The sequence below is a fragment of the Streptomyces sp. NPDC001515 genome, from assembly GCF_053597115.1.
Window position 1 is genome coordinate 35831 of sequence record NZ_JBSFHN010000046.1, and the last position, 19417, is coordinate 55247.

The 19417-nt window shown below is 72.4% G+C and carries 17 protein-coding genes; 9 read left to right on the forward strand and 8 right to left on the reverse strand.

Annotated features, from left to right (window positions below; translation table 11 throughout):
* Positions 1–71 precede the first annotated feature (71 nt).
* From ACWCXC_RS33750 to ACWCXC_RS33765, 4 genes are all read left to right on the forward strand, one after another.
* On the forward strand, positions 72–482 hold the full coding sequence (locus tag ACWCXC_RS33750; RefSeq protein WP_450686267.1) for a roadblock/LC7 domain-containing protein: 411 nt from the start codon (positions 72–74) through the stop codon (positions 480–482).
* Positions 483–601: 119 nt separating this feature from the next.
* The gene (locus tag ACWCXC_RS33755) at positions 602–1714 is read left to right on the forward strand and encodes a DUF6397 family protein (protein WP_450891482.1); all 1113 of its coding nucleotides are present in this window, start codon (positions 602–604) and stop codon (positions 1712–1714) included.
* Positions 1689–2177, forward strand: coding sequence for an N-acetyltransferase family protein (locus ACWCXC_RS33760; protein WP_450686404.1), 489 nt, complete (start codon positions 1689–1691; stop codon positions 2175–2177). The genes ACWCXC_RS33755 and ACWCXC_RS33760 overlap by 26 nt, the downstream gene beginning before the upstream one ends.
* 198 nt (positions 2178–2375) lie before the next feature.
* Entirely contained in the window at positions 2376–3005 is a 630-nt protein-coding gene (locus ACWCXC_RS33765) for an LAETG motif-containing sortase-dependent surface protein (protein ID WP_450891483.1), read from the forward strand.
* An 83-nt stretch (positions 3006–3088) separates the two neighbouring features.
* Here the strand turns inward: ACWCXC_RS33765 and ACWCXC_RS33770 are convergent, their stop codons facing one another.
* A complete protein-coding gene (locus tag ACWCXC_RS33770; RefSeq protein ID WP_450891484.1) occupies positions 3089–5341 on the reverse strand; it encodes a SpoIIE family protein phosphatase in 2253 nt (750 codons plus the stop codon).
* Positions 5342–5564: 223 nt separating this feature from the next.
* On the opposite strand from ACWCXC_RS33770, the gene ACWCXC_RS33775 reads away from it, so the two are divergent.
* Positions 5565–6632, forward strand: coding sequence for an enoyl-CoA hydratase/isomerase family protein (locus tag ACWCXC_RS33775; protein ID WP_450891485.1), 1068 nt, complete (start codon positions 5565–5567; stop codon positions 6630–6632).
* Positions 6633–6808: 176 nt separating this feature from the next.
* Here ACWCXC_RS33775 and ACWCXC_RS33780 read toward each other — a convergent pair whose 3' ends face one another.
* The 6 genes from ACWCXC_RS33780 to ACWCXC_RS33805 form a co-directional block, all read right to left on the reverse strand.
* Positions 6809–8353 carry a rhamnulokinase gene (locus ACWCXC_RS33780; protein WP_450891486.1) on the reverse strand — a complete coding sequence of 515 codons (1545 nt, stop codon included), beginning with the start codon at positions 8351–8353 and terminating at the stop codon, positions 6809–6811.
* A gap of 16 nt (positions 8354–8369) precedes the next feature.
* A complete protein-coding gene (locus ACWCXC_RS33785) occupies positions 8370–10415 on the reverse strand; it encodes a bifunctional aldolase/short-chain dehydrogenase (protein ID WP_450891487.1) in 2046 nt (681 codons plus the stop codon).
* 116 nt (positions 10416–10531) lie between these two features.
* Complete coding sequence (gene rhaI, locus ACWCXC_RS33790) at positions 10532–11698, reverse strand: L-rhamnose isomerase (RefSeq protein WP_450891488.1); 1167 nt, start codon at positions 11696–11698, stop codon at positions 10532–10534.
* Positions 11699–11885: 187 nt separating this feature from the next.
* A complete protein-coding gene (locus ACWCXC_RS33795) occupies positions 11886–12113 on the reverse strand; it encodes a hypothetical protein (protein ID WP_450891489.1) in 228 nt (75 codons plus the stop codon).
* A gap of 121 nt (positions 12114–12234) precedes the next feature.
* On the reverse strand, positions 12235–12714 hold the full coding sequence (locus ACWCXC_RS33800) for a hypothetical protein (RefSeq protein WP_450891490.1): 480 nt from the start codon (positions 12712–12714) through the stop codon (positions 12235–12237).
* Positions 12715–12800: 86 nt separating this feature from the next.
* Positions 12801–14168, reverse strand: coding sequence for an FAD-binding oxidoreductase (locus ACWCXC_RS33805; RefSeq protein WP_450891491.1), 1368 nt, complete (start codon positions 14166–14168; stop codon positions 12801–12803).
* A 191-nt stretch (positions 14169–14359) separates the two neighbouring features.
* Here ACWCXC_RS33805 and ACWCXC_RS33810 point away from each other — a divergent pair, with 191 nt between their 5' ends.
* Positions 14360–15214, forward strand: a complete 855-nt coding sequence (locus tag ACWCXC_RS33810) for a pentapeptide repeat-containing protein (protein ID WP_450891492.1) — start codon at positions 14360–14362, stop codon at positions 15212–15214.
* Positions 15215–15316: 102 nt separating this feature from the next.
* The gene (locus ACWCXC_RS33815; protein WP_450891493.1) at positions 15317–16681 is read left to right on the forward strand and encodes a radical SAM protein; all 1365 of its coding nucleotides are present in this window, start codon (positions 15317–15319) and stop codon (positions 16679–16681) included.
* 81 nt (positions 16682–16762) lie between these two features.
* Here the strand turns inward: ACWCXC_RS33815 and ACWCXC_RS33820 are convergent, their stop codons facing one another.
* Positions 16763–17485 carry an NADPH-dependent F420 reductase gene (locus ACWCXC_RS33820; protein WP_450686246.1) on the reverse strand — a complete coding sequence of 241 codons (723 nt, stop codon included), beginning with the start codon at positions 17483–17485 and terminating at the stop codon, positions 16763–16765.
* Positions 17486–17613: 128 nt separating this feature from the next.
* On the opposite strand from ACWCXC_RS33820, the gene ACWCXC_RS33825 reads away from it, so the two are divergent.
* Complete coding sequence (locus ACWCXC_RS33825; protein WP_450891494.1) at positions 17614–18168, forward strand: glycoside hydrolase family 25 protein; 555 nt, start codon at positions 17614–17616, stop codon at positions 18166–18168.
* A gap of 133 nt (positions 18169–18301) precedes the next feature.
* Entirely contained in the window at positions 18302–19327 is a 1026-nt protein-coding gene (gene adhP / locus ACWCXC_RS33830; RefSeq protein WP_450891495.1) for an alcohol dehydrogenase AdhP, read from the forward strand.
* Positions 19328–19417 lie beyond the last annotated feature (90 nt).

Below are 19417 nucleotides of genomic sequence, written 5' to 3' on the forward strand. Positions count from 1 at the left end.
CCCCGCGTGACCGGTGCGCAAGGCTTGCGCACAAGCGGGGCACGGGGAACGTATGAGCGGGGAGGAACAGAATGGCGCTGGACAGGGGACTCGACTGGCTGCTCGACGATCTCACCAGCCGGGTGGAACACATCCGGCACGCTCTGGTGCTGTCGAACGACGGCCTGGTCACGGGGGCGAGTACGGGCCTGGCACGCGAGGACGCGGAGCACCTGGCCGCGGTCTCGTCCGGGCTGCACAGTCTCGCGCGGGGTTCGGGCCGGCACTTCCGGGCGGGCCGGGCCCGTCAGACGATGGTGGAGTTCGACGAGGCCCTGCTGTTCGTCACCGCCGCGGGCGACGGCAGCTGCCTGTGCGTGCTGAGCGAGGCCGATGCCGATGTGGGGCAGGTGGCCTACGAGATGACGCTGCTGGTCAACCGGGTCGGCGAACATCTCGGAGTGGCCGCGCGACAGGACGGCGGGGTCGCGCACCGGATCTGACCCGACGGGAAGACCCTCTGCCGCCCGGCCCGGGAGTTATCCACAGGCCGGGCGGCGGTGTGTCGCTCCGGGTTACCGTGATCACGGAGAGTATTCGTGTCTCACGGGGGAGAACCATCATGTCGATGACGGACGCGGTGCGCGACGACGGCGTTCCCACGCTCGCGGCGAGCCGGGCGGCGGCCGAACTGGAGCTGCGGCGCGGCGAATTCGATCTCGCGGTCCATCTGGGGTTCGTCGAGCCGGACGCGCGCGGACCGGGGAGGCTCCGGTTCCGCCGCACGGAGATCGAACGTCTGAAGGCTCAGCCCCACTTCCCGGAAGCGCTGCGTGAGCGGGTGCGCACGGTGGGGACGGCGGACGGAGCCCGGCTGCTCGGGATCACCCCCGTGCGCTTCGCCCGGCTGGCCAGGGCCGGCTGCATGACCCCGATCGCCTTCTACCTCAACCGCTACCGGGCGGTGGTGTGGCTGTACCTCGCCCGGGAACTGCGCTCGCTGGCCGACCGCTCGCCCGAACTGCTGACGGGCGTCAGCCCGGCGTGGATCCGCCACCGGGTCGAGGAGGGCGACGACTTCCGCGCGCGGAACTGGCGCTCGCGCCGCATCGAGCGCCTGCTCGCGCTCACCGAGGAGCCATGGGCCCGCGCGGCCGTGGTGGCACAGGCCCTCGATCCCGTCCAGCTTGCCGAGGTGGTCGACGATCCGTACGAGCGCGCCCATCTCGCGCGCTCCCGTCCCGGCTCCGCCCTCGGCCACCCCGGCTCGCCCGCCGGACGCGAGGCGCTGACCCGTCTGATGGTCGCGGACGACCCGGACGAGATCCTCTGGCGCCGCATCGTCCTGCTGATGGAGCTGGAGCACGCGCGCGAGCACTGCCCGGCGCCGCGTCCCGGCGGCACGGCGGGGCCCGGAGAGCCGGGAGCCGGAGCGGTACGGGGCGCGGAGCCCCGGCCGCCGCAGGCGCCGGCATCGAGTTGGCCGCCCCAACCGGAGGAGTCGGCCGAGCCGTTGCGCGCGCCGGAGGTGCCGGAGACCGGGCCGGGCGTTTTCGTGCCGCGTCGCGCGGGAGGCGGGCGCGGGCGGTCCGGCATTCTCGCGAGGCTGTGGCCGAGGGCGGACCGCTCCGGCAGGAGTCCTCGCCGGAACGGTCCGGGGCGGCGTAAAGAGTTCGCCACAGATGCCCGGACCAGGCATTCTGTCCGCCATGTTGATCAGGGAAGCAACCACTGAGGACTGGCCCGCCATCTGGCCGTTCTTCCACGAGATCGTCACCGCGGGCGAGACGTTCACCTACCCGCTCGACCTGGGCAGGGAACAGGCGGCCGGCTGGTGGCTGCTGGAGCCGCCCCACCGCACGGTGGTCGCCGTCGCCGAGGACGGGACCGTGCTGGGCACGGCGAAGATGAACGCCAATCACATGGGCAACGGCGCGCACATCGCCAGCGCCAGCTACATGGTCGACCCCCGCCACTCCGGCAAGGGCGTGGGGCGCGCCCTCTGTACGTACACCATCGACTGGGCCCGTGCGGCCGGCTTCCGGGCCATGCAGTTCAACGCGGTGGTGGAAACCAACACCGCTGCCGTCGGGCTCTACCGCTCGCTGGGATTCGAGGTGCTGGGGACCCTGCCGGAGGGCTTCGCCCACCCCAAGGAGGGATTCGTCGGGCTGCACATCATGTATCGGCCGCTCTGAGCGGGGCGGCCACTTCACGCCAGTGAATGGACGGACCGGACCGGGCGGAGTGTGTCCGGGATGCCCCAACCGGCTACGAAGTGCGCTCAGTTGTGACGGCAGAAGGGCTGTGGGGTGGGTGCACGCGCGGGGGAGTGGAGCAGTACTGTGCGCCCCACCGCCACTCGGGCGATGAAACATGTGCGGAGGAAGAATCCCATGACCATACCCAGGAGATCGCGGCGCGCGGCGGGGACCCTCGCCGCCGCCGCGATAGCCGGCCTGACCGGAGTGGTCCTCACCGCCGGTCCGGCCGCAGCTCACACCCCCACCTGGGACGTGACCTGTAACGAAGTGAGCCTTCACCTGACCGCGTACAACAGCGGTGTGACCAACCAGGTGACCGTCACCGTCGACGGAAAGGACCTCCTGCCGACGGAGACGTTCGGGAAGAGCTTCGACAAGAAGCTCGTCCTGCCCGACCACGACAAGGAGCTGACGGTCCGCCTGGTTGTCAAGGCGGGCGACGGCGAGCAGTACTCGCGCGACGAGACCAAGCAGGCGCCGGTCTGCGAGGGCCGCACGCCGACCCCGACCCCGAGCGAGGCGAAGCCCTCCGGGACGCCCTCTACGGCGACTCCCTCCCCGGAGGAGCCCGCCCCGAGCGGGACGCCCAGCGAGTCGTCGCCCGCGCCGGCCGCTCCGGCGCCGAGCCCCAGCTCGCCGGATCTGGCCGAGACCGGTTCGTCGTCCGCGACGCCGATCATCGCGGGTGCGGCCGTCGTCGTGCTGCTCGCGGGTGGCGGCATCATGTGGTCCGTGCGCAAGCGCCGTACCGCGCAGCAGTAGTCGAGTGGGCCGGTGACCGGGCGCCTCGGCGCACCGGTCGCGGGCCGGGGGTGTGCCGTGCCCAGGTGGGCGCGGCACACCCCTCAGTTCTTCCGCGCCCCGCCGCCGCTCCCTCCGGGAGGCGTGCCGTCCGCCGGGGCCCGGGAGTCGTCCGGGGCCGAGGGGCGGGTCGGGGCCGAGGGGTCGGCCGGTGCCGAGGAGTCGGCCGGGTTCGGGGACGGGTGCGGGGGCGCCGTCGGCGTCGCGGGCGGGACCGCCGGGCCGATCTCGCACCAGACCGCCTTGCCCTCGCCGCGGGGTTCGATCCCCCAGCGGGCGGCGACGGCGTCCAGGAGCAGCAGTCCCCGCCCCGAGGTCGCGGTCTCACCCGGTGTCCTGCGGCGCGGCCAGGCGCTGGAGCGGTCCTGCACCGACAACCGGACCCGGCGCACCGGCTCGGGCAGCACCTCCAGGGTGAGGACCGCGCCGCCCTCCGTGTGCAGGAGCACGTTCACCAGCAGCTCACCGGTCACCAGCTCGGCGTCGTCCGCGAGTTCGGCCATGTCCCAGTCGGTGAGGGCCTGGCGCACGATGGTCCGCGCGTCGGAGAGACCTTCCGGGTCGGCCTGGTGGATGTACTGGTGCAGCCGTGGCGCTCGGGGCGATCCGGGGTCGGGGCTGCGCCGCAGGACCAGGAGCGCGACGTCGTCGCCCGAGCCCCAGCGCTCCCACAGCCGGTCCGAGAGATGGTCGGCCAGCGCCTCGGCGCCCGCGGGTCCGGCGCTGACCTCGGTGATCAGGGTGCGCACCCCGGCCTCGATATCGGCCCCGGGCTCCTCCACCAGCCCGTCCGTGTACAGGACGAGGGTCTCGCCGGGGACCAGGTCGAGCCGGGTCTCCGGGTACTCCTCGTCGCCGAAGTCGGTCGAGATGCCCAGCGGGAGACCGCCCCGCACCTGCGGCGTGCCGACGCGGCCGTCCGTGTGCCGGATCAGCGGGCCGAAGTGTCCCGCCCGCACCACGCGCACGGCGCCGGTCGCCAGGTCGACCTGGGCGTAGGTGCAGGTGGCGAACCGGTCGGTGTCGAGTTCGGAGAGGAAGCGGGAGGCGCGGGCCAGCACCGTGGACGGGGGATGCCCCTCGGCCGCGTAGGCGCGCAGGGCGATGCGCAACTGACCCATGATCGCCGCCGCGTGCGTGTCATGGCCCTGGACGTCGCCGACCACGATGCCGAAGCGGCCCTTGGGCAGGGCGATCACGTCGTACCAGTCGCCGCCGACCTGGCGCCCGCTCCAGGCCGCGTGGTACCGGACGGCGATCTCACCGCCCTCGATGTCGTGGATGCGGCGCGGCAGCATCGCGGACTGGAGCCCCGTGGCGAACTCGCGCTCCTCGTCGAAGAGCGTCGCCCGCTGGAGGGACTGCGCGATGATCGCGGCCAGTCCCAGGCAGAGATTGCGCTCATCGGGGTGGAAGGTCGTGCGCTCCCGGTAGAAGAGCGCGAGACCGCCCAGCGTGCGGGCCTGCGCGACGAGCGGCAGATACGCCGCGGCCCGGAACTTCAGCTGACCGACGAACGGCTCCAGCACCGGATAGCGGCGGACGAGCGAGTCCAGTGAGCTCACGAACCGGGGCCGGCCGCTCAGCACCGTGTCGGCCAGCGGGAACTTCGGGTCCAGCCGGCCCGAGCCCAGTTCTTCCACGACCTCCAGCGAATCCCCGCTCAGGGCGATGACGTTCAGCGCCGTGTTCTCCAGCAGCCCCAGCGCGAGCCCGTCCGCCCCCAAGCGCGCCAAGCCGCCCGGACCGGTGAGCGCTGCCGTCACGTCGTCCACGGTCACCGCGCGCGACAGAGCACTCGTTGTGCGTTCAACGATGTCGGTCTGGCGCTGGCGGCGCTTTTCCAGGGCCAGCACGAAGGCTGAATGGGTGACCTCCGCCGTCGCGTCCCGCACCAGTCCGATCACTCGGTGAGCCTGTCCGTCGTTGCGCCGCAGGATGCGCGCCTGCACATGGGTCCACTGGTCGCCGCCCTCGACCGGCACCCGGACGTGCACGCTGTAGGAGGCGCTGCCGTTCTTGACGGCCTCGTCCACGGCCTCCTCCAGCCGTACCCGCTCCGGCGGTTCCAGCCGTGCCAGAAGGGTCTCCGGCCGCGAGTCGAACGTCGCCGGATCCAGCCCGAAGACCAGCAGTCCGGCCTCGTCGACGTCGACCGTCCCGGCATCGAGGTCCCATTCGAAACTGCCCGTCCGGTTCAGGGCAAGCCGCTCGTCCGTCCCCGTCTCGCCCTGCGCCCTGTCGGCCGGCAGACGGGGCGGAACGGGAAGGAACGGGGGCCGGTCGTGATCGGTCATTCCAGGCTCCGAAGATCGTCCGGCGGGCTGCCGTGCGGCGTGACTCAATTGTCTGGCCGCTTTGGCACCCCTGCCACAACGGGAGCCCGCCGGTACGGCGCACCGAGCGGCCGGCCGCCCACCACCCCCTCGCGCCGGGCCGCGCCGCCGCCCGCGCACAATGGCAGCGGAAGATCGTCCGCAACGGCGGACGGTAGGCACTGGGGCTGACCGGAGCGCACGCATGAACCACGAGGATCCCGTCCTGCTGCACACCGAGGGACACATCCGCCACCTCACGCTGAACCGGCCGCGCGCCCTGAACGCCCTGAACCACACCATGGTCCTGCGCCTGTCCGAGGCACTGGACGAGGCCGAGGCGGACCACTCCGTGGCCGCCGTCGTCCTTACGGGCGCGGGCGAGCGCGGCCTGTGCGCGGGCGGCGACATCCGCTCCGTCCGCGACGACGCCCTCGCCGGCGGCACCGCCTCACTGGACTTCTGGCGCGACGAGTACCGGCTCAACGCCCGGATCGCCCGCTTCCCCAAGCCGTACGTCGCCTTCATGGACGGCATCGTGATGGGCGGCGGCGTCGGCGTATCGGCCCACGGCTCGACGCGGATCGTCACCGAGCGCTCCCGGGTCGCCATGCCCGAGACCGGGATCGGCTTCGTCCCCGACGTCGGCGGCACCCGCCTGCTCGGTTCGGCCCCCGGCGAACTGGGCACCCATCTCGCGCTGACCGGCGACGCGGTGGGCGCCGCCGACGCGCTCCTGTGCGGACTGGCCGACCACTACGTGCCCTCGGCCGGCCTCCCCGCGCTGCTCGCCGCCCTGGACGCCTGCGCCACGGCCGAGGAGGTGACCGGCGCGGTGGAACGGTTCGCCGGTACCGCCCCCGGCGGCGAACTGGCCGGACACCGGGAGTGGATCGACGCCTGCTACCCGGCGGACACCGTCGAGGAGATCGTCGAACGGCTCGACGCGAGCGGGGTCCCGGCCGCGAAGCAGGCCGCCGCCACGATCCTCGCCAAGTCGCCCACCGCCCTCAAGGTGACCCGCGAGGCGGTCCGGCGCGCCCGCCTCCTGGACAGCCTGGAGGCCGTCCTCGACCAGGAGTTCCGCGTCTCGTCCGTGGCGTTCACCGGCCCCGACCTGGTCGAGGGCGTACGCGCCCAGATCATCGACAAGGACCGCGACCCCCACTGGAATCCGGCCACCCTGGCCGAGGTCACCGCCGCCGAGGTCGAGCGGCACTTCGCGCCGCTGGGCGACGCGGAACTGGGGCTCGCTGCCGGGCTCCGCGCGTAGGACGCCCCGGGACGGTGGGGCCGCGCGGAACCCGTCGCACCCGGGGCGCTGCGGCCGGTGCCGGCCCGGACGCGTCGTACCCGGGGTGCCCCCGGCCGACGCCGGCCGGACGAGGCCCGTGCCACCCGAAGACGCGTCGGACGGGTACGGGCCGCACCGGGCCCGTACCCACGGCCTCAGGCCCTTCGCCCGCCCCCCTCCGGCTCCGGACCGGCGGCGACCGCTCCGGGGCGTTCCGTACCGAGGCGGGCCTCGGCCCGGTCCCAGTCGCGGGGGTCGCCGCGCGGCGTGTAGTGGCGGAGCCGCTGGGTGGCGGCGACCAGCCGGCGCAGGGAGGGCAGATCACCGACCAGACCCCGGGCACGGGCCTGGAGCAGCACATTGCCGAGCGCCGTCGCCTCCGCGGGCCCCGCCGTCACCGGCAGCCCGCTCGCGTCGGCCGTCCACTGGCACAGCAGCGCGTTGCGGGAGCCGCCGCCGACCAGATGGATACGGGTCGGAGAGCGCCCGGCCAGCGCGGCGGCGGCGCGCACGGTCCGGCGGTGGGCCAGCGCCAGGCTCTCCAGCACGCACCGCACGACCGCCCCCGGCTCCGACACCGGTCGCTGGCCGGTGCGCCGCAGAAAGGCGTCGATGCGGGCCGGCATGTCGCCGGGCGCGAGGAACGAGGCGTCGTCCGGATCGATCACCGCCGCGAACGGCCGGGACGCCGCCGCCCGGGACAGCAGCTCGTCGAGCCCCAGAGCCCCACCCGAGCGCCCCCACACCCTGCGGCACTCCTCCAGCAGCCACATCCCCATGATGTTGCGCAGATAGCGGACCGTGCCGTCCACCCCGCGCTCATTCGTGAAATTGGCCGCCCTGGACTCCTCCGACAGCACGGGAGCGTCCAGCTCAAGCCCCGCCAGCGACCAGGTGCCGCACGAGACGTACGCGACGTCCGCCTCCAGCGCCGGGACGGCCGCGACCGCCGACGCCGTGTCGTGCGAGGCGACCGTCGTCACCGGCGTCGCGGCCGGCAGCCCGGTGAACTCCGCGACGTGCGGCAGCAGCCGGCCGGCCGGCGCGCCCGGCTCCCGCAACGGCGGAAAGAGCGAGCGCTCCAGACCGAGCCGCCCGATGAGGGCGTCGGACCAGGTGCCGGCGCGTGCGTCGAACAACCCGGTCGTGGACGCGTTGGTGACCTCCGCCCCCACCGAACCCGTCAGCCAGTGCACCAGCAGATCGGGCATCAGCAGCAGCGTGCGCGCCGCCTCCCACTGCGCCGACTCCCGATGCGCCAGCAGCTGGAACACCGTGTTGAACGGCAGATGCTGCAGGCCTCCCACCGCGTACAGCTCGGCCGGACCGCATCCCTCGGGCAACCGGCCGGACATGCCCGTCGTGCGCGCGTCCCGGTAGTGGAACGGCAGCCCGAGCAGGGCCCCGTCGGCATCCAGCAGCCCGTAGTCCACCGCCCAGGTGTCGATGCCCACGGAGGCGACCGGAACGTTCCGCCCCGCCGCCCGCAGTCCTTCCAGCATGCCCCGGTAGAGCCCGGCCACGTCCCAGCGCAGACCGTCCGGCAGCCGCACCGGGGTGTTGGCGAACCGGTGCGCCTCGGCCAGGTCGAGCGTTCCCCGCCCGACCCGGCCGGTCATGACACGGCCGCTCGTCGCGCCGAGATCGACGGCGGCGAAGACGGCGCGGCCGGCCGTGTCCGCTTTCCCGTTCACAACCATGGGGATCGTGTCCCCGTCATCGCAGGAAGGCGGCGGCCACGCCGGCGTCGACCGGAACGTGCAGCCCGGTGGTGTGGGTGAGGTCGCCGCCCGTCAGCGCGAACACGGCGTTGGCCACGTGCTCCGGCAGCACCTCCCGCTTGAGCAGGGTCCGCTGCGCGTAGAACTCGCCCAGCCGCTCCTCCTCGATGCCGTACGTCGCGGCCCGCTGGGCCCCCCAGCCCGCCGCGAAGATGCCCGAACCCCGCACCACACCGTCCGGGTTGACACCGTTGACCCGGATCCGGTGCTCACCCAGCTCCGCCGCCAGCAGCCGGACCTGGTGCGCCTGGTCCGCCTTGGTCGCCGAATAGGCGATGTTGTTCGGACCCGCGAACACCGCGTTCTTCGAGGCGATGTACACGATGTCCCCGCCCAGGTCCTGGTCCCGCATGATCCGGGCGGCCTCGCGCGCGACCAGGAACGAGCCGCGCGCCATGATGTCGTGCTGGAGGTCCCAGTCCCGGACCGTGGTCTCCAGCAGCGGCTTGGAGATGGAGATCCCCGCGTTGTTCACCACCAGGTCCACCCCGCCGAACGCCAGCACGGCCGCCCGGAACGCCTCCTGGATCTGCTCCTCGCTGGTCACGTCGACCGTCACCGCCACCGCCCGGTCGGCGCCGCCCAGTTCCTCCGCGACCACGGCCGCGTTCGCCGCGTCGACGTCCGCGACCACCACGCACGCGCCCTCGGCCACCAGCCGGTGCGCCACGGCCCTGCCGATCCCCGACCCCGCCCCGGTCACCAGGGCGATCCGGGACGCCAGCGGCTTGGGCGCCGGCATGCGCCGCAGCTTGGCCTCCTCCAGCTCCCAGTATTCGATCCGGAACTTCTCGGACTCCTCGATCGGCGTGTACGCCGAGACGGCCTCGGCGCCCCGCATCACCTGGATCGCGTTGAGATAGAACTCCCCGGCCACCCGCGCCGTCTGCTTGTCCTTGCCGAAGGAGAACATTCCCACCCCCGGCACCAGGACGATCGCGGGATCGGCGCCGCGCATCGCGGGGGAGCCCGGCACGGCGTGCCGTTCGTAGTACGCGCGGTACGCCTCGCGGTACTCCGCGTGCAGTTCCTTCAGCCGCTCCACCGCCTCGGTGAGCGGGGCGTCCGCCGGAAGGTCGAGCACCAGCGGGCGGACCTTGGTGCGCAGGAAGTGGTCGGGACACGAGGTGCCCAGCGCGGCGAGCCGGGGGTGCGCCTCGCGGGAGAGGAAGTCCAGCACGGGTGCGGCGTCGGTGAAGTGACCGACCTGGCGGCGGTCGGTGGAGGCCAGGCCCCGGATCACGGGGGCCAGTGCCGCCGCCCGCGCACGGCGCTCCTCGTCGGGCAGTGCCGTACGGTTCGGCAGCACGGCCCCGAACGGTTCGGGCCTGCCGCGCTCCTGGAGGAAGGTCTCGGCCGTACGGATCATCCACAGCGCGTTGCGCTCGCACTCCGGCGAGGTGTCGCCCCAGGCGGTGATGCCGTGACCGCCGAGCACCACGCCGACGGCCTGCGGGTGGGCCTCCTTGACGGCGGCGATGTCCAGTCCCAGCTGGAAGCCCGGACGCCGCCAGCCCACCCAGGCCACCTTGTCGCCGAAGCACTCCGCCGTCAGCTTCTCGCCGTCGGCGGCGCAGGCCAGGGCGATGCCCGAGTCCGGGTGCAGATGGTCGACGTGAGCGGCCTCGACCAGGGCGTGCATCGCCGTGTCGATGGAGGGGGCGGCGCCGCCCTTCCCGTGCAGGCAGTAGTCGAAGGCGGCCACCATCTCGTCCTCGCGCTCCACGCCCGGGTACACCTCCTTGAGGGCGCGGACCCGGTCGAGCCGCAGTACGGCGAGCCCGTCCTCGGTGAGGGTGCCGAGGTCGCCGCCCGAACCCTTCACCCACATCAGAGCGGTCTCGGCACCGGTGACCGGGTCGGGGCCGGTGGCCTTCACGGACGTGTTGCCGCCCGCGTAGTTGGTGTTGCGGGGGTCGGAGCCGATCCGGTGGGCGCGCTCCAGGAGCGCGGCGACCTCGGGAGGGGTCGGGGACGTCATGGGCCTTCCTTCGGGACGAGACGAACGGGAGGAACGGGTCGGACGAGCTGAACGAGAGGACGCGGGTGGGGCGGACGGTGTCGGCGGGACGGCCGGGGGAGTGGGGCGGGGCGCGGTCAGGCGCCCCAGCCGGCCTGGGTGCCGCCGACCCGGGCGGCCGCGATGCGCTCCTGGTTGCCCGAGGCGAGGTAGGCCGCGAACGGATCCCCCGCCAGCCCCAGTTCCTCGCGCACCTCGGCCAGCAGCGGACGCACATCGGTGTTGTAGGCGTCCATCAGGACGGCGTTGGCGGCCAGCACGTCGCCCGAGGACTGTGCGGCGGCCAGCGCCTCGGTGTCCACCAGCAGGGCCTTGGCCGTCGCCTCCTGCACATTGGCCACCGAGCGGATCACGGCGGGGATCTTCGCCTCGATGTTGTGGCACTGGTCGAGCATGAAATTGACGTTCGTCTCGGGCCGCAGACCGCCGTTCTTCACGACCTCGTGCATGATCCGGAAGAGCTGGAACGGGTCGGCCGCGCCGACCATGAGGTCGTCGTCCGCGTAGAACCGCGAGTTGAAGTCGAAGGCGCCGAGCCGTCCTTCGCGCAGCAGCAGGGCCACGATGAACTCGATGTTGGTGCCCGGCGCGTGGTGCCCGGTGTCCACCACGACCTGGGCCTGCGGGCCGAGTTTGAGGCAGTGCGCGTACGCCGTCCCCCAGTCGGGCACGTCCGTCGTGTAGAAGGCCGGCTCGAACAGCTTGTACTCCAGGAGCATGCGCTGGTCGGCGCCCAGCCGTGCGTACACCTCCGCCAGCGCCTCGGCCAGCCGGTCCTGCCGGGCAACGATGTCGTCCTGGCCGGGGTAGTTCGTGCCGTCGGAGAACCACAGCTTGAGATCGGGGGAACCGGTCGCGTCCATGATGTCGACGCACTCCAGCAGATGGCCGACGGCCTTGCGCCGGACCGCCGCGTCGGGATGGGTGACCGAGCCGAGCTTGTAGTCGTCGTCCTGGAAGACATTGGAGTTGATGGCGCCGATCCGCACCCCCAGCGCCTCGGCGTGGCGGCCCAAAGCGGCGTAGTCCGCGACCTTGTCCCAGGGGATGTGCAGCGACACCTTCGGTGCGACCCCGGTGTACGCGTGGACCTGCGCGGCGTCCTCCATCTTCTCGAACGGGTCGCGCGGCACCCCGGGCTGCGCGAACACCTTGAAGCGCGTTCCGGAATTCCCGTACCCCCACGACGGGGTCTCGATCACCTGGGACTTCAGGGCTGCCTTGACGGCCGACACCTCAGACATGAACACCTCGTAGGCAGGTCATCCCGACGATCATCACCGTCGGCATGATGTGAATCGTTTCATCGCAACGTACGCTAGGTAGGGCCACGCTCACTAGTCAAGAAGTGGGCGGGTCTTCGTGCGGGTTGAATCAATTCACCCGAAACGGGGCCGAAGGGCCGGGCTGCGGCCCCGGCACCCCGGCCGGTCAGCCCTCCGTGTCGGGAACGCCGGGCCGCACCGCGCGTACGAGTTCGAAGAAACGGGCCTCGTTGCCCGAGAGCCCCGCCCGGCGCAGCGCGCCGTCGGCCTCCTCGATGGGGGAGGCGAGCAGGGGCATGTAGAGCGGGGCCTCGTCCGGATCGGCGAGCGCCGCCCGCGTCGCCTCCAGTAAACGGACGTAGGCCTGCGCCGCGGCGCGTTCGCAGTTGCGCATCTGGGCATCTCCCGGTCAGAGGTGTCGGACCCACCAGCATTCCCCACGGGTCTGACAACGGCCCCCGGCCTGCGCCGCGACGCGCCTTCTGTCGGCCGGCCGGCGCACGGCCGGGCGGGCGTCAGCTTCGCGGGGGCCCGGCCGGCTCCACCTCCAGGAAGCGCCGCCGGCGCGGCCCCCGGTAGACCAGCGCGCTCCAGCCCCGCTCCCGCAGCGCGGCCACGCACCGGGCCAGTTCGGCCTCCTCCTCATGGGCGGCGCCGCTGCCGGGCGGGCCCAGCCACTCCACCCGCGCGGTGCCCGGTGACGGACCGTCCGTCACCTGATACCCCGTCGCGGACCGCCGGCCCGCCGCGTCCACGGCGGACGCGGGAATCGCCGACGCCTCCAGCGCGAGGGCGACGGCGCGCACCGGACGGTGCCGCTCCCAGTCGGCCGGGACCGACTCGGCCTCCTCGCCCGGACCGTTCGTCAGACGCCGGATCTGGAGCAGCCCGGCGAACGCGGCCCGCACCGAGGCCGCGCGCACCTCCACCGGCTCCGCGGGCGGCGCACCCGCCCCGGTGGCGGGCTCGAAACCGCCGGACTCCTCGCCGTTCATCCCTGTCCCCTTTCCCCGGGCGGCACTGCCGCCAGTGTGCGCCGCACCACTGACAACCGGACCCCCGGCAGCGGCGGGAGGCCGGGTCAGACGCCCAGGACCTTGCCGGGGTTGAGGATGCCGTGCGGATCGAGCGCCGCCTTCACCGCGTGGTGCATGGCCAGCACGGCCGGGCCCAGTTCCTTGTCCATGCCGCGCATCTTGAGCAGGCCCACGCCGTGTTCGCCGGTCACCGTGCCGCCCAGTGCGATCGCGTCGTCCAGGATGTCCTCGAAGGCCGCCTGCGCGCGCGTACGGGCCGCCTCGTCACCCGGCGGAGTGATGATCAGCGGATGGAGGTTGCCGTCGCCCGCGTGCGCGATGTTCGCGACGAGGATGTCGTGGCGGGCGGCCGTCCGTTCGATGCGCCCCAGCATCTCCGGGACCGCTGTCCTCGGGACGCAGACGTCCTCGGTGAGCACCGGACCGAGCCGCTCCAGCGCCGGATAGGCCAGCCGGCGGGCCTGGAACAGCGCGTCCGCCTCCTGCTGGTCGGTGGAGACCGCCGCCCAGGTCGCCCCGGCGCGCTCGAAACAGGCGCGGACCTGTTCGGCCTCCGCGTCCCCCTCGGCCCCGGGGGTGTCCACCCGGCCCAGCAGCACCACGTCGGCGTCCGCCGAGAGGCCCATCTTCTTCCAGGCGTCCACGGCGGCGAGGCAGTGCCGGTCGACCAGTTCGAGCGCCGAGGGAATCACACCGGACGCCGTCACCGCGCTCACCGCCTCTCCCGCCGCCACCACCGAGGAGAAGTACCCCGCCACGGTGCGCTCCTGGAGCCGCGCGGGCCGCAGCCGCACGGTGATCTCGGTGATCACCCCGAGCGTGCCCTCGGAGCCCACCATCAGCCCCGCCAGGTCGTAGCCCGCGACGCCCTTCGCGGTGCGCCGGCCGAGCCGCACCACCTCGCCGAGGCCGTTGACGACCTCCAGACCGAGTACGTAGTCCCGGGTCACGCCATACTTCACGCAGCACATGCCGCCGGCGTTGGTCGCCACGTTGCCGCCGATGGTCGACCACGGGGAACTGGCCGGGTCCGGCGGATACCAGAGACCGTGCTCACCGACAGCCGCCCGCAGGTCGTCGTTGACGACACCGGGCTGGACCACGGCCAGCCGTTCGGCGCGGTCGACGGTGACGATCCGGTCCATGTCCTCGAAGGACAGCACGACCGCCCCGTCGACGGCGTTGGCCCCACCGGAGAGCCCGGTGCCGGCCCCGCGCGGCACCACCGGAATGCGGTGCGCGAGGCAGTGCCGCACCACGTCCCGCACCTCCTCGGTGCTCTGCGGCCGCACCACGGCCGCCGGAGTCCCGTACGGGGCCCATTCGGCCTCGTCGTGCTGGTAGCGGACCAGGCCCGCCGGATCGGTCAGGACCCGACGGGCCGGAATGGTGTCGACCGGTGCGTTCGCCACGGGGGTGGCCACCTCCAAAAAGATGTACGTAGCACCATTATGCTGCGCGTCCCCGGGCCACGGCTGTCGCGGTTCGGACGGCGGACCCCGCCCCGGCGCCCGAGCCCAGCCGACCCGCGCCGCAGGCCGTCCCACGGGACGTGGGTAGGCTCGGCGGAGCAGTGTTCCCGGACAGCTGAGGACCCACACACGTGCCCCATGACGATCGCACCCCCGCCGCCGGACGCGTGGCGACCGTCGACCGCACCGCCTTGCGGGCGGACTGCGGGAACTGCTTCGCCCTGTGCTGTGTCGCCCTCACGCTCACCCGCTCCGCCGACTTCGCCGTCGACAAGGACGCCGGGACCCCCTGCCGCAACCTCCAGGACGACTTCCGCTGCTCCATCCACACCCGGCTGCGCGGCGAGGGCTTCGCCGGCTGCACCGTCTACGACTGCTTCGGCGCCGGACAGAAGACCTCCCGGGTCACCTTCGGCGGACGCGACTGGCGCGCCCGGCCGGAGACGGCCGCGGCGATGTTCCGGGTCTTCCCGGTGATGCGCCGGCTGCACGAACTCCAGTGGTACCTCACGGAGGCCGCCGACCTCGCCCCGGCCCGCCCGCTGCGCCGTGAGATCGGGGAGGCGCTCGACGCCACGGAACGCCTCACCCGCCTGGACGCGGACGCCCTCGCGCACCTGGACGTGGACGCGCACCGGGACGACGTCGCCGCCCTGCTCGCCCGCGCCGGGGAACTCGTCCGCGCCACCGCCCCCGGCAGGAGGAAGCGCTCCCTGCGCGGCGCCGACCTGATCGGCGCCCGGCTGAAGGGCGCGGACCTGCGCGGCGCCGATCTGCGCGGCGCCTACCTCATCGCGGCGGACCTCTCCGGCGCCGATCTCCGGCTCGCCGTCGTCATAGGAGCCGACCTCCGGGACGCGGACCTGTCCGGCGCGGATCTGACCGGAGCCGTCTTCCTGACGCAGTCCCAGCTCAACGCGGCACGCGGCGACCGGACCACCAGACTCCCGGCCGCGCTCGCCCGCCCCGCCCACTGGACGGGCTGACGAGGCGCCGGCCGCCCGGGAACCCAGCACGTCCGCTGTTCGTCGAACAGGACGGCGCACCCGGAACACCCTTCGACCGAACGGACCGAGGAGCCCCCGCACATGCCCACCCCTACCGACGCCTCCCGCACCGCCCCCGGTGGCGGTGACACGAGCCGCACCCGCCTGGTCGAGCGGCTGATGGAGCAGTTCCCGCACGTGCCGCGCGAGGCCGTCATCAAGGAGGACCTGCTGCGCGGCGGCGTCGCCTTCGACGAGTCGGCGCTCAGCGACAACGAGGGCGGCGACGTCAAGCCCAAGTCGTACTTCATCTTCTCCTTCGACCACGGCACCCTTCCCGAGCTGGGCGCGGCCGCGCTGCGCCGCCCGCCCGAGGAGATCGTCCTCACCGGCGGCCCCTACGAACTGCGGCGCACCGTGGTCTCCGTGCGCGTCAACCCCGCCTCGCCGTACCGCGTCGCGGCCGACGACGAGGGACGGCTCGGTCTCTACCTCGACGGCCGCCGGATCTCCGACGTCGGCCTGCCGCCCATGCCGGACTACTACCGGCACACCCTGGAGAACGGCAAGTCCGTGATGGAGGTCGCGCCCACCATCCAGTGGGGGTACCTGGTCTATCTGACGGTCTTCCGCGTCTGCCAGTACTTCGGTGCCAAGGAGGAGTGCCAGTACTGCGACATCAACCACAACTGGCGCCAGCACAAGGCGGCGGGCCGCCCCTACACCGGGGTGAAGCCGGTCGAGGAGGTCCTGGAGGCGCTGGCCATCATCGACCGATACGACACGGCGAAGACGTCCACCGCCTACACCCTCACCGGCGGGGCGATCACCTCCCACATCGGCGGACGCGACGAGGCCGACTTCTACGGCCAGTACGCCAAGGCCATCGAGGAGCGCTTCCCCGGCCGCTGGATCGGCAAGGTCGTCGCCCAGGCCCTGCCCAAGGCGGACGTCCAGCGCTTCCACGACTACGGCGTGCAGATCTACCACCCCAACTACGAGGTGTGGGACCGCAGGCTCTTCGAGCTCTACTGCCCCGGCAAGGAGCGTTACGTCGGACGGGACGAGTGGCACCGCCGCATCCTGGACTCCGCCGACGTCTTCGGCGCCCGCAACGTCATCCCCAACTTCGTCGCCGGTGTGGAGATGGCCGAGCCCTTCGGGTTCACCACGGTGAAGGAGGCCATCGACTCCACCACCGAGGGCCTGCGGTTCTTCATGTCGCACGGGATCACCCCGCGCTTCACGACCTGGTGCCCGGAGCCGACGACCCCGCTCGGGAAGACGAACCCGGACGGCGCCCCGCTGGAGTACCACATCCGCCTGCTGGACGCCTACCGCGCCACGATGGAGGAGTTCGGCCTCAGCTCGCCCCCCGGCTACGGGCCGCCCGGAGCGGGACGCGCGGTGTTCTCCGTCAGCTCCTTCATGGACAGCCTCCCGCCGGCTCCCGACGCGCTGCCCTAGGTTCCGCCCCTGCCGGCGGCCGGTGTTCCGCGCGGCTGCCGTGGGCGGTGGGGGAGGCCCGTCGCCCACCGCAACACGGGGTCAGGCCCGCCAGTCGGCGGTGCGTTCGGGGGAGGCCGAGGCCAGGGCCTTCTCGATCGCCGCGACATCGCCCCGGTTGCCGTACACCGGGGTCCCCGGCTGCTGGCGCCACGACGTGTCGAGCCCGCCCGCGTCGACCGTGTCGAAACCCAGCTCGTCGATCAGCTCGCGCACCCTGCGCTTGGCCGCCGTGTCGTCCCCGGCCACCGGCAGCGCCTGCCGGCCGGGGGTGCCGCTCGGCGTACCGTTGTCGAGAATGTCCTGCGCGTACGTCCCGTTGAACGCCTTGACGACCGGATGGCCGATCTGCCGCTGGGTCCACAGGCTCTCCGGCAGACCGTCCTCGATCTCCTCGATGCGCCCGTCGCGCTCGCGCGGATAGTAGTTCCCGGTGTCGATCACGGCGACGTCGTCGGCCGCCGAGTCGAGGAATCCGGCGGGCAGCGCGGGGACGGCCTTGAGGGGCACGGTCACGACGACGACCTGCGCGCCCCGTGCGGCCTCGGCGGCGGTGACGGCGGTGGCCCCGGTCTCCTCGGCCAGGGCGGCGAGCGTCTCGGGGCCGCGCGAGTTGGCGACAAAGACCTCATGGCCGAGCGCCGTGAGACGTCGGGTGAGATTGCCGCCGATATTCCCTGCCCCGATGATGCCGATCTTCATGGATCCGACCTTTCGATGGTGCGAAGCGATACGTGAACGGGTCTCGAAGGTTTTCCAACTCATGTCCGTCGAAAGCTATTCCGAGGGGCCTCGGCCGATTTCCCGGCGCGCCGTACGGATGGGTTCCCTGCCCGGCGGGCACGTAACAGGGGGGAAACGGAACCAGGTGAACCAACTGTGAAGGAGGCCCCATGCTGCACGGAGTCGATGTCAGCGCGCATCAGTCGTCCTTCGACGGGGACGGCGTGGACTTCGTCCTCATCAAGGCCACCGAAGGCCGCTCGTATGTGAACCCGCGCCTGGCCGAGCAGACGAAACGGGCCCGTGACGCGGAATGCGTGGTCGGCTTCTACCACTTCCTGTGGCCCGGGAATATCGCCGAACAGGCGGAATACTTCCTGAGCAAGGCCCCGGAAAAGGAGGGCGAACTCCTCGCCGTGGACTGGGAGCGGAACGGTGAGGGGACCCATGCGAGCAACGCCGAGAAGGACAGCTTCATCCGGACGGTGAAACGGCTGCGTCCGGACCACCGGGTCCTGCTCTACTGCAACCGCTACTTCTGGCTGAATCACGACACCACCTCGTACGCCGGTGACGGCCTCTGGATCGCCGACTACGTCACGGCGGGCAAGCCGCGGATCAAGGCGTCGTGGCGGATCCACCAGTACACCGACCAGCCGCTGGACAAGGACGTCGCGGACTTCTCCTCCCGCGAGGCGATGCGGGTCTGGGCCTCCCGGGGATAGTCGGCCGGACGTCTTCTCCGGGGGTGAGGAGGCAGGAATCGGCCATCCGAAATACCCTGTTTCGAGGCTTGTGTGCCCCACTGCCGCGTGCGGCGGGCCGGACCGGGCGCGCATCGAAGCGGAGGAGAACCCCATGAGAGCCGCCGTCGTCCGCAGCTTCACCGAACCGGTGGTCGTCGAGGACCGGCCGGTCCCCTCTCCCGCCGGGCACCAGGTGCTCGTCCGGATGGAGGCATCCGGGCTCTGCCACACGGACATCCACGCGGCCCGCGGCGACTGGCCGGTCAAGCCGTCGCCGCCGTTCGTCCCGGGCCACGAGGGCATCGGCATCGTGGAGGCGGTCGGCGACGGGGTCACCCATCTCGCGGTGGGGGACCGGGTGGCCATTCCGTGGCTCGGCGAGGCGTGCGGGCACTGCGACCACTGCGTGTCCGGCTGGGAGACGCTCTGCCTCCAGCAGCAGAACAGCGGCTACTCGGTCGACGGCAGTCATGCCGAATACGCCCTCGCCCACGGGACGTACGTGGTTCCGGTGCCCGACGGCATCGACCCGCTGGACGCGGCCCCGCTCACCTGCGCGGGCGTCACCACGTACAAGGCGGTGAAGCTCTCCGGGGCGCGCCCGGGGACCAGGGCGCTGGTCTCCGGCATCGGGGGCCTGGGGCATCTCGCCCTGCAGTACGCCCGGATCTTCGGCGCGGAGACCATCGCGGTCGACGTCACGGACGAGAAGCTGGCCCTCGCGCGGGAGCTGGGCGCCGACCATGTCATCGACGCCCGCGTCCAGGACGTGGCCGAGGAGACCCGGCGGCTCGGCGGCGCGGACGCGGCCATCTCGCTCGCGGTGAGCAACGCGTCCTTCGAGGCGGCGTACGCCTCACTGCGGCGGGGCGGCATCCTGGTCCTCGTGGCGCTGCCCGCCGAGGGCAAGCTGGAGATCCCGGTCTTCGACACCGTGCTCAACGGCACGAAGATCGTCGGCTCGATCGTGGGCACCCGCGAGGACCTGGCAGAGGTCTTCCGCCTGCACAGCCTGGGCCGCACCCGCGTGGTGCGCGAGAGCCGCGACCTGGCCGACATCAACAGCTCGATCGACGAGGTGCTCGCCGGCACGGTGCCGGGCCGCCTCGTCTTCGACATGACCGGCGGTCGCGCCTAGCTTGATCTTTAACGTGCGTCGTCGAACGATGCGTCGTACTTGATCACTCGGTTCGGTATCTGCCGTACGCGGAAGCGGCCTTCGTCTGAA

What these genes read in the sequence shown, in the direction of transcription:
- adhP (WP_450891495.1), top strand. Translation starts at nt 18,302, where the DNA reads ATGAGAGCCGCCGTCGTCCGCAGCTTCACCGAACCGGTGGTCGTCGAG.
- ACWCXC_RS33780 (WP_450891486.1), bottom strand. Translation starts at nt 8,353, where the DNA reads ATGGTTGTGAACGGGAAAGCGGACACGGCCGGCCGCGCCGTCTTCGCC.
- ACWCXC_RS33795 (WP_450891489.1), bottom strand. Translation starts at nt 12,113, where the DNA reads ATGCGCAACTGCGAACGCGCCGCGGCGCAGGCCTACGTCCGTTTACTG.
- ACWCXC_RS33760 (WP_450686404.1), top strand. Translation starts at nt 1,689, where the DNA reads ATGTTGATCAGGGAAGCAACCACTGAGGACTGGCCCGCCATCTGGCCG.
- ACWCXC_RS33770 (WP_450891484.1), bottom strand. Translation starts at nt 5,341, where the DNA reads ATGACCGATCACGACCGGCCCCCGTTCCTTCCCGTTCCGCCCCGTCTG.
- ACWCXC_RS33775 (WP_450891485.1), top strand. Translation starts at nt 5,565, where the DNA reads ATGAACCACGAGGATCCCGTCCTGCTGCACACCGAGGGACACATCCGC.
- ACWCXC_RS33820 (WP_450686246.1), bottom strand. Translation starts at nt 17,485, where the DNA reads ATGAGTTGGAAAACCTTCGAGACCCGTTCACGTATCGCTTCGCACCAT.
- ACWCXC_RS33755 (WP_450891482.1), top strand. Translation starts at nt 602, where the DNA reads ATGTCGATGACGGACGCGGTGCGCGACGACGGCGTTCCCACGCTCGCG.
- ACWCXC_RS33800 (WP_450891490.1), bottom strand. Translation starts at nt 12,714, where the DNA reads ATGAACGGCGAGGAGTCCGGCGGTTTCGAGCCCGCCACCGGGGCGGGT.
- ACWCXC_RS33825 (WP_450891494.1), top strand. Translation starts at nt 17,614, where the DNA reads ATGCTGCACGGAGTCGATGTCAGCGCGCATCAGTCGTCCTTCGACGGG.
- rhaI (WP_450891488.1), bottom strand. Translation starts at nt 11,698, where the DNA reads ATGTCTGAGGTGTCGGCCGTCAAGGCAGCCCTGAAGTCCCAGGTGATC.
- ACWCXC_RS33750 (WP_450686267.1), top strand. Translation starts at nt 72, where the DNA reads ATGGCGCTGGACAGGGGACTCGACTGGCTGCTCGACGATCTCACCAGC.
- ACWCXC_RS33815 (WP_450891493.1), top strand. Translation starts at nt 15,317, where the DNA reads ATGCCCACCCCTACCGACGCCTCCCGCACCGCCCCCGGTGGCGGTGAC.
- ACWCXC_RS33765 (WP_450891483.1), top strand. Translation starts at nt 2,376, where the DNA reads ATGACCATACCCAGGAGATCGCGGCGCGCGGCGGGGACCCTCGCCGCC.
- ACWCXC_RS33785 (WP_450891487.1), bottom strand. Translation starts at nt 10,415, where the DNA reads ATGACGTCCCCGACCCCTCCCGAGGTCGCCGCGCTCCTGGAGCGCGCC.